Source organism: Lactiplantibacillus daowaiensis (assembly GCF_005405085.1).
Classification (GTDB): domain Bacteria; phylum Bacillota; class Bacilli; order Lactobacillales; family Lactobacillaceae; genus Lactiplantibacillus; species Lactiplantibacillus daowaiensis.
Genome location: NZ_BJDJ01000023.1, coordinates 1 through 9443 on the forward strand (window position 1 = coordinate 1; position 9443 = coordinate 9443).

At 41.4% G+C, this 9443-nt stretch carries 10 protein-coding genes; 8 read left to right on the forward strand and 2 right to left on the reverse strand.

Annotated features, from left to right (window positions below):
* Positions 1–396 precede the first annotated feature (396 nt).
* The 5 genes from FFM75_RS12160 to FFM75_RS12180 all read left to right on the forward strand — a co-directional run bounded on the left by FFM75_RS12160 (position 397) and on the right by FFM75_RS12180 (position 4307).
* Complete coding sequence (locus FFM75_RS12160) at positions 397–1551, forward strand: ROK family protein (protein WP_137629464.1); 1155 nt, start codon at positions 397–399, stop codon at positions 1549–1551.
* 137 nt (positions 1552–1688) lie between these two features.
* Complete coding sequence (locus tag FFM75_RS12165; protein ID WP_171001503.1) at positions 1689–2762, forward strand: AI-2E family transporter; 1074 nt, start codon at positions 1689–1691, stop codon at positions 2760–2762.
* Positions 2763–2837: 75 nt separating this feature from the next.
* Complete coding sequence (locus FFM75_RS12170) at positions 2838–3530, forward strand: 2,3-diphosphoglycerate-dependent phosphoglycerate mutase (protein WP_137629436.1); 693 nt, start codon at positions 2838–2840, stop codon at positions 3528–3530.
* 193 nt (positions 3531–3723) lie between these two features.
* Entirely contained in the window at positions 3724–3939 is a 216-nt protein-coding gene (locus FFM75_RS12175) for a hypothetical protein (RefSeq protein ID WP_137629437.1), read from the forward strand.
* 122 nt (positions 3940–4061) lie between these two features.
* Positions 4062–4307: a hypothetical protein gene (locus tag FFM75_RS12180; protein WP_137629438.1), complete on the forward strand. Its 246-nt coding sequence runs from the start codon at positions 4062–4064 to the stop codon at positions 4305–4307.
* Positions 4308–4386: 79 nt separating this feature from the next.
* Here FFM75_RS12180 and FFM75_RS12185 read toward each other — a convergent pair whose 3' ends face one another.
* On the reverse strand, positions 4387–4698 hold the full coding sequence (locus tag FFM75_RS12185) for a hypothetical protein (RefSeq protein WP_137629439.1): 312 nt from the start codon (positions 4696–4698) through the stop codon (positions 4387–4389).
* A gap of 508 nt (positions 4699–5206) precedes the next feature.
* Here FFM75_RS12185 and ppsA point away from each other — a divergent pair.
* Both ppsA and FFM75_RS12195 read left to right on the forward strand, forming a co-directional pair.
* The gene (gene ppsA / locus FFM75_RS12190) at positions 5207–7609 is read left to right on the forward strand and encodes a phosphoenolpyruvate synthase (protein ID WP_137629440.1); all 2403 of its coding nucleotides are present in this window, start codon (positions 5207–5209) and stop codon (positions 7607–7609) included.
* 123 nt (positions 7610–7732) lie between these two features.
* Positions 7733–8059 carry a hypothetical protein gene (locus FFM75_RS12195; protein ID WP_137629441.1) on the forward strand — a complete coding sequence of 109 codons (327 nt, stop codon included), beginning with the start codon at positions 7733–7735 and terminating at the stop codon, positions 8057–8059.
* A gap of 56 nt (positions 8060–8115) precedes the next feature.
* Here FFM75_RS12195 and FFM75_RS12200 read toward each other — a convergent pair whose 3' ends face one another.
* Positions 8116–8529, reverse strand: a complete 414-nt coding sequence (locus FFM75_RS12200) for an SRPBCC family protein (protein WP_137629442.1) — start codon at positions 8527–8529, stop codon at positions 8116–8118.
* A gap of 303 nt (positions 8530–8832) precedes the next feature.
* On the opposite strand from FFM75_RS12200, the gene FFM75_RS12205 reads away from it, so the two are divergent.
* A complete protein-coding gene (locus FFM75_RS12205; RefSeq protein ID WP_137629443.1) occupies positions 8833–9285 on the forward strand; it encodes a hypothetical protein in 453 nt (150 codons plus the stop codon).
* The last annotated feature ends 158 nt before the right edge of the window (positions 9286–9443 follow it).

Below are 9443 nucleotides of genomic sequence, written 5' to 3' on the forward strand. Positions count from 1 at the left end.
AGTATGCCCTTTTTAGTTTGTTTTACAAAAAAGGCGTCGATGGATTTTATCCATCAACACCAAATATCATAGAGCCTTTTTTTATAAAAGCTGTTATAAATATATGAGTAAGAACGAATAATTTGGTTCTTAACACGTAGCGGAACAAAATGGGGGCAGTCAAATTTGTATCAATGATGAGGGCATTTTTTTACAAAGTTGATGTCAAAACAGGTATAAATATGACTATTTTGTGTACTATTTCAGTTGGATGCTTTAGAATATTAACAGACTAGGGGGTTAAGGTGAACGTAAGTCTGATTGGCTGCATGGCAGCGCCAGCAGGACTTGTAACCGCTAACAAGCCTAATGGCAATTTAAGGTAGTTAATCAGCTTAGCGCGCACCGAAATTGAGTATGATTATTAACAAACATGTGATGCGTAGTACGAACGAAAAACAAGTACTGCAGCAAGTTATTAATGAAGGTCCGATTAGTCGTAGTCAAATTTCTCGTAACTTAAGCTTGAACAAAGTTACTGTGTCGGATATTTATAATCAATTGTTACGGGCTCAATTCATCAAGGAAATTGGGTGTGGGGTCAGCACGAAAAATGGTGGTCGCAAACCTGTCATGGCAGAATTAAACGTAAATTATGGGTTTGTTGCCAGTATCGATTTATCGACTGACGCCGTTAAACTAATGTATTCACGACTCAATGGCAAAATTTTGCACTTCCAAAGCTTTAAAACGACCGATATGACGTTAACGGATGTGATTGATTTGATTGAAGATCAATTACGTAACGTTGATGACTATGGGACCGTGCATGGCTTGATGGGGGTCGCAATTGCCTTGGACGGCATCATCTATGAAAACAAAATTTTAAAGACGCCAATTAAATGTTTAGCACACTTTGATTTGGCAAAGTATTTACGTGATAAACTGCGCATCCCAGTTATGCTGGAAAAGAAGTCTAATTTGACGGCCGTGTTTGAACGGGACTTTCACGACAATGAAATTTTTAACAACGTGGTTTCAGTCGTGGTCCGTGATGAGATTCATGCTGGAATCGTCGCTGACTCCCGGCTATACTCTGGGCATGAAGGCGAAGCTGGTGAAGTTGGTGCAGCGCTGTTAGAAGATCGCAAGATTGAGAATCATATGGAAACCGCGAATGCCTATGCCTCTGAAAAGACACTGTGGGCCAAGTTAAAGGCCATTAAACATGTCGATCGGCTAGACTTAACTAGCGTTAAACATGACTATATTAACCATGATCCAGCTGTGACCGCAGCTTTTGATGACTTTGTTTATTATCTATCCAAGGTAATTGCGAATGTTTCAACGGCGTTTGCACCGGATGTGGTGGTACTAAATACTAGCGTTTTAGAAATTTTGCCACAACTTTTAACGGATATTCGCAATATGACGGCGAAGATGTCTTCACCGAGTCGGCAAGTCCCGATTATTGCGACGAAGAATGTGCAGTCGGCAGCCTTATTAGGTGGGGCGTCTGAGATTATCCATCAAGCACTGGGATTAGAAAGTCTGAAGATGCATTTTTCATAATGGACAATTAAATAGTTGATTGCATTGAAAATAAGGTTGGAATTTGCCAATCTTATTTTTTTGACCACAGGTGCATGGGCTTTTAAAACGTTTTCCGTTACAATAAAAGAGAACGGCTAAAAGGGAGCGTGGATGGTTTGGATTGGTGGTCACAGTTTGTCCATAATGTGCGGTTACGTCGAGCGGGCGTCTTGGCGTTGATCGTCGTGATATTGTATTTTGCGTCCAGTATGATGAGCATCATTTTGTTGACGTTTATCTTTACATTTTTAGTGACACGCTTGGTGCGGTGGGTCCAAAAACGAGTGCCGGTACCGAGTAGTCTGATTGTGATTGTAGTGTATGCGTTAGTGGTGTTGGGGTTGTATTTTGCCGTGACAACATATTTACCACAACTCATCAAGCAGACGTTTTTGACCTTTCAATCGGTCTATGAGTTTTATCAGAATCCTAGCAATGATACGAATGAAGTCTTGCGCTGGGTCACGTCGTATTTCCAAGAATCCGATATTCTGAAACAAGTTAAAACTGGCGTGTCGGTGATTTTTAAGTATATTACCAATATTGGTAATATGGGGGTGACGTTTTTCTTGTCACTCGTTTTAAGTTTCTTCTTCACTGTGGAAGATCGGCAGATGCAAGGATTTTCTAAGCGCTTTTTGACGAGTACTTTTGGTTGGTTCTTCCAAGATGTTTACTTTTTTGCCAAGAAATTCGTTAATAGTTTTGGCGTTGTGCTGGAAGCGCAGTTTTTAATTGCGTTAGTTAATACCGCGATTACGTTAGTTTTTATGGCATGCTTGCACATGCCACAGTTGATTAGTTTAGGCTTGATGATCTTCTTGCTGAGTTTAATCCCAGTCGCGGGGGTCATTATCTCACTGATTCCATTGAGCTTGATTGCCTATTCGGTTGGTGGCTTGAAGTATGTGCTTTATATGGTTGTGATGATTATCATTGTGCATACCTTGGAAGCGTATGTTTTAAATCCCAAGTTCATGGCGAGCCGGACTGAAATTCCAGTCTTTTATACGTTTGTCGTGTTGCTGGTGAGTGAACGGCTATTTGGGGTCTGGGGACTGATCGTTGGGGTCCCGATTTTTAACTTTATTTTGGATATTATCGGTGTGAAACCGGTTCACGGCTTAAAACCAAAATTGCATTTGAAAAAAAGTTTAACTTCCCATCATGATTCCGAAAATAAACCCTGATAATATTTTGATTTTTCATGGTTTCAGTGTAAAATAAGTGGAGTAAATAATTTTAGAAAGAGGTCATTAACTGCTATGGCAAAATTAGTATTGATCCGTCACGGTCAAAGTGAATGGAACTTATCTAACCAATTTACTGGTTGGGTTGACGTTGATTTAAGTGAAAAGGGTGTTGAAGAAGCTAAGGCTGCTGGTAAGAAAGTTAAAGAAGCTGGCTTACAATTCGACTATGCCTTCACTTCAGTTTTGACTCGTGCCATCAAGACATTGCACTATGTGCTTGAAGAATCTGACCAACTTTGGATTCCTGAAACCAAATCATGGCGTTTAAACGAACGTCATTACGGTGCCTTACAAGGCTTAAACAAGAAGGAAACCGCTGAAAAGTATGGTGACGACCAAGTTCATATCTGGCGTCGTTCATATGACGTATTGCCTCCATTATTGAGTGCCGATGATGAAGGTTCAGCTGTTAACGATCGTCGTTACGCTGATTTAGACCCTAACATCGTCCCTGGTGGCGAAAACTTGAAGGTTACCTTGGAACGCGTTATGCCTTTCTGGGAAGACGAAATTGCGCCTAAGTTATTAGACGGCAAGAACGTCATCATCGCAGCCCATGGTAACTCATTACGTGCCCTTTCGAAGTACATCGAACAAATCTCTGATGATGACATCATGGATCTTGAAATGGCTACTGGTGAACCAGTTGTTTATGACTTTGATGAAAAATTAAACGTCTTAGGCAAAGAAAAGTTAGGCAAATAATCAGCTGATTATTTACTGATTTTTTAGAAGAAGCGCCCGCTTAAGTGGGGGGCGCTTTTTTATGGCGCTAAAACCGGCTAAGTTACGATAATTTAGGATGGTTATGACAATAAACGGCCGCTAGTGGCTGCTAAATGCCACCGACGCTTTCAATTTAGTTCGTTAACTTTCTGAAAATTAGGAGGGACTTTTCATGTATGATGAAGCTGAGTTATTAGAAGCCAAACGGCAAATTGAGTCAACCTTGCATAAGATTCGTGAAGTCGTGAAGACCTTTGAAGCTAAGGCAGAGCCATCACGATATAAGTCCCAATTAACTTTGGCCAAACGACGTTTGAAGGCGTTTGGTATCGCTAATGACTTGATTGAAGAAAAGTTAGCTGAGTTGAAGTCAGATAGTGGGCACTAATTGGACAACAGCCTGTAAAGTGTTAGAAGATTATGCGTGCGGCAAAGCGGCCCCCGTAGTCTTGGTATAAGTTAGTTGATTAAAGAGAACATCTAAGAGAATTGATAGGGGTATTTGAATACATGAGTGAAGCAGCAGCAAACGAAGTCACACAACGCGAAATGATCCGGATCATTGGTTTGTTCCGTAAGAATGGATTTAAGGGCGAATACGTTAGTTTTCAACACGTTGTTGATGAAGGCGCCACATACTTTGTCGTGATGTCGGATGAAAATAACGGGACGCAAGGCTTGTTTAAAGCTGATTTATTAACAGGGACGATTGAATTCCAATACATGTTGGATGAAAATCATGCCGTAACGAAGTAAAGTAATATATCAAAAACACCAAGTCACTCAGACTTGGTGTTTTTTGATATTAGACAACTGTAGTGACTACTAGATGTAATTAATTGACGCCTGATACAAGATCAATACGTTCTTTACTATTTTCCCAAAGTTCTGCCGGTGTGTACGTGTCCTTTTCAAACAACACAACGGTACCATCTGATTCAATCCGGGCATTTGAACCTAACCATTCCCAGGCCGGCGTGATCAATAAGTTCAGCCGTTTCCCCTTACCTTTGCTAGGTGACCAGCCAGAAACATAATGATCCATATAATGGGTACGCATGTATCTGGTTTGACCATTGTCGAATTCAATTTGTAGTAAATTGGCCCCCATCGAAACTTTTACGGCCTTTGGTAAAGTTGTTGCCATTGTTAAGCCCCCCTTAAAAAACATTGACAGTATAGTGATTAGTTATCGTAAAAGGGCGGATTGTGATTTCTCATCAGCGGTCACTACCTTGGTTATATTTTAAGCAATTAGGTCATATTTAACTGAATACAAGCAACTGGATTTGCTAATTGTTGACGAGCTCAATTGACCATATGATAGCATGGCAGCGCGACTAATGAAAGCGCATTATAAGATGATTGAGATGATTGCGTATTTGTTGGTAAACTAAATTAAAAATATCACATAGTATCATTATTGTCGCGAATGACCTATCTTGAAAGTCGCTTTGTAGGTCGATGAATTATGGCCATTTTGTTAAACAATAAGCTTATATAATACCAATTTTGAATGTTTAAGAAAAAAGTTATCGAAAGCCCTTACACTTTGTGCATAGTTGAACTACAATGGGGCTGAAAACAGGAAACATTTTGATACTTTTGGACTTATTTGACTGATTTTAGAGGTTAAGTTTCAAGGGGGCAATATCATGAGTAGTCGCGATACAGCAAATGTTTTATGGTTTAACGAAATTAAACGGCAAGATGTTAATTTGGTCGGTGGCAAGTCATCGTCGTTAGGTGAGATGACGTCTTCAATGGACGTTCCAGTGCCATACGGTTTTGCCACGACCGCCTATGCGTATCGATATTTTATGCAAGCAACGGGATTGAATGAACAAGTGACCACTTTATTGCAAGGCATTAAAGACTACGAAGATTCAGATGAACTGCACACGACTTGTGCGCATATTCGAAACTTGATCGTGGGGGCCACGATGCCAACCGATTTGGCTAATGATATTCAAAAGGCTTATGTTGCCTTGGCTGATAAAGTTGGGCAGGCTGATCCGTTTGTGGCGATTCGGTCGTCAGCGACCGCCGAAGATTTACCAAATGCGTCATTTGCGGGGCAACAAGAATCTTATCTCAACATTAAAGGCGCCGCAGATGTCGTCAACCGGGTTCAGCAATGTTATTCATCATTGTTCACGGACCGGGCGACATATTACCGGCATAAGCAACAATTCCCATACGAGAAAGTCGCCTTATCCGCGGCTGTTCAAATGATGGTCTTTTCAAAGGCTTCCGGGATCATGTTCTCGGTTAACGTTGCCAATGGTGATGATTCTAAAATCGTGATCGATGGTATTCGGGGATTAGGTGAATACATTGTGTTGGGCAAAGTAACACCTAATCACTTTGTCATCGATAAAGCGACGATGAAGATTGTGGAGCGCAATGTGGTGAAACAACCCGTTGAACTCATGCGGGTCCCTAACGGTGGGACAAAAGAACAACCGGTGCCGCCGGAGTTACAAGATAAGCAAGTACTGACCGACAGCCAAGTGATTGAACTGGCCGGGTATGCGCAAGCGATTGAAAAGCATTATGGCTGTTACATGGATATGGAATATGCGCTCGACACCAATACGAATCGGTTGTGGATCGTGCAAGCACGGCCGGAAACGGTTTGGTCACAACGTAATAAGGCTAAAGCTGAGTCACATGATGATACTGATGTCGTGGCGGCAAGCGATGTGAAAGTGGTTGTGCGTGGCTTGCCAGCTAGTCCCGGTTTAGCAAGCGGCGTCGTCCATGTGATTGATGATCCGAAAGATATTGATCAATTTAAGCAAGGTGAAATTCTGGTTACTTTGATGACGTCCCCTGATTGGGTCCCGGCCATGAAGAAAGCCGCGGCCATTGTGACGAACAATGGTGGGATGACTTGTCATGCGGCCATCGTCTCGCGGGAAATGCAGATTCCATGTATCGTTGGGACTGAAAGTCGGCACGTGGCTGCGACCGATGTTTTGAAGACCGGTGACGTGGTCACCGTCGATGCTAAAAATGGGGTCGTTTATCAAGGCAAAGTAGCTAGTCTGCTTAAACCAGCCACGACGTCAACTCAAGCTACCGGCCAAGTTGTTGCCGCTGAAAGTTTTGCGCCAACGGCGACTGGAGTCATGATGAACTTAGGTGATCCTGAGTTGGCCGAAAAGTATGCGACCTTGCCGGCCGATGGGATTGGTCTCATGCGTGAAGAGTTCCTTTGGACGACGTATATTCATGAACACCCACTGTATTTAATTGAAACGGGGCATCCTGAAAAAGTTGTTGATATGTTGGCGGATGGCATCGCTAAAGTTGCGCGGGCGATGGCACCACGGCCGGTAGTTTTACGGCTATCTGACTTTAAGTCGAGTGAATATCGCAAGCTTAAAGGCGGCGAAAAATATGAACCACATGAATCAGCCGACTTGTTAGGCTGGCGTGGGGCTTCTCGTTATTATGACCCAAAGTATATCAATGCGTTTAAGTTGGAATTAGCCGCGGTAAAGAAAGTTCGCAATGAATTTGGCTTGAAGAACTTGAATGTCATGATTCCGTTTGTCCGGACCGTGGCTGAAGCTCAAAAAGTTACCACGATTATGCGTGAGGAAGGACTAGTTCGGAATGCGGACTTCAAAGTTTACATGATGGCTGAAATTCCATCCAATATTATTTTGGCGGATCAATTCAATCAGTTTGTTGATGGGTATTCGATCGGTTCAAACGATTTGGCGATGTTGATTTTAGGTTGTGATCGCAATAATGATCAAGTTGCTAGTCTTTTTGATGAACGTGACTTAGCGGTTAAACGAGCGATTCGGCACCTGATCAAAGCCGCACATAAAGATGGCAAGACCGTTTCGATTTGCGGGCAAGCGCCATCAGAATATCCAGAATTTACCAATTTCTTGATTCAAAGTGGCATTGATTATGTTTCAGTTAACCCAGATATGGTCAAAGCAACCAAACGCAATGTTGCCCACTTTGAGCAACGGTTGATGTTAGATCAAGCAACTGGTCGGGGGCTCCAAGATCCAACTGATTATGATTGGCATTAAGTCGTTATGGGTTAAAACGACACTGTTAAGCGACACTTAGCAGTGTCGTTTTTGCGTCGCCAGTGACTTTGGGTCTGTGTTATGATAGTTGCAATAGCAAAAAATTAGGATGGTAATTAAAAAATGGATGCAGCGTTTGAAAAGCAGTTGGCGGCGTTATCGATGTATGAACGGGCGATTTTGATGTATTGTCTACATACTTATTTCAATAGTGGTAATTACACGACACAATTTCCATTAGGCGATTTACTGCCAGATTTTGCGGGGATGTTTGATGCGAATCCCAAAATCAATGTTTTTACCAAGTTAAATGAACTTGAGATGATGATTGATACAAAGCCAGTCAAAGTGTTTAAAGCAATGACTTATGTGAAACCAAGTCGTCAATTAGTGATGACCTTGAATGAACAAGCTGATTTAAAGGCCTTACTTGCAGCAGTTGATAACTAGATTTTGAAATGCCGTCCCGGTTGCATACACAACTAGGACGGCATTTTTAGTTAGGCTCAGTTTAAAAGCAAATCGCGCATTAATTCTAAATTATGATAAAATGCCACTTTTGCGATTGGGGCTACTAAAGTTAAACCGAGTAAATCAGTCTTTGGATACAAGGCTTCATGGACTGTAGTGCCGGTACCAGTTGGCTCTAGTGTAAAGACCAACTGATAAGCCAAACGTCCGCCAGTACTCGTATAGGTAACACTGTCGGCTGTTTTAGCTAAGGTGAAAGTTTCTTGATGATTCAGGGCTTCTTTAGTACGGATGAGCGTCCAACTTTGATCATCGTTTGGCGTGATTTCACTAATGTCTGGATTCCATTGCGGCAATTGTTCGACGCGGGCAAGTTGGGCTTGCACGATCTCTGGGGTGGTGTCGATGGTGATGGTATTAGTAAATAAGGGTTGGACTGTTGTAGTCATGATGGAGACCTCCTAAATTTGATGGCCTTAGCATACTGTTTAGGATGGAAAATCGTAAAATCAGAATTCTGATAATACTAGGATTTGTTCAAAAACCGGTGTATTAAATAATTGTTAGGATTTGTTTTAAAGAATTATCACTTAAAAAAAGTTAATTTTTTTTAATTAGCCGCAACTTGATTAGATTGAGGATGCTGGGTTGACGATTTTTGTGATAAGTTGAGTGCGAGTTGAATTATTGAAAAATCCTAATGTATACTATAGTAGTTGATTGATATTCATAAGTGAAATAGGGGGATTCTGATGATGCTAATGAAAAATAAGGATAACGATAATCAGTATAAAAACGGTAAAAAGTGGATAATTATAAGCCTAACTGCGACAATCGTTGTTCTGGGGAGTACAGGTACGGTTTTAGCCAATGAAACGATCACTGAAGTTAATGTCACTAGAATGGGCAAAGTGCGTGATAATAAGTATCATGAAAATGAAAGCGCTATTTATAAGGCCCCAGTTGATGATATTAGTGATGGCGTACGAATACCGATAGCTGATACAGCAGGGATGCGACTGATGGTATCAAAAATGGCAGCGACATCGCAACTAACAACTGTATCAGTAGCTGATGGGCGTTTACCAACGACTAATTTGAGACAAGTTAAAGAACGTCAAGGATTCTGGTTACAAGTTGCAAGTATCTTGTTATTAGGACTGATGACGTATGCTGGCGATCGGAAACGAGTGGCCGACCAATAAGTTGAAATAGCTGTCGACTTGAGGAATCAACAACCAGTTGTTTCCTTTTTTTTATAAAAAGATTAGGTTGATTGGAATAGTCCACTTGAATAAACTAATTGCTGCTTCTATAATTAAATTGTTATGTAAGCGAAATTATAGGGAAGGTTGGTTACTCA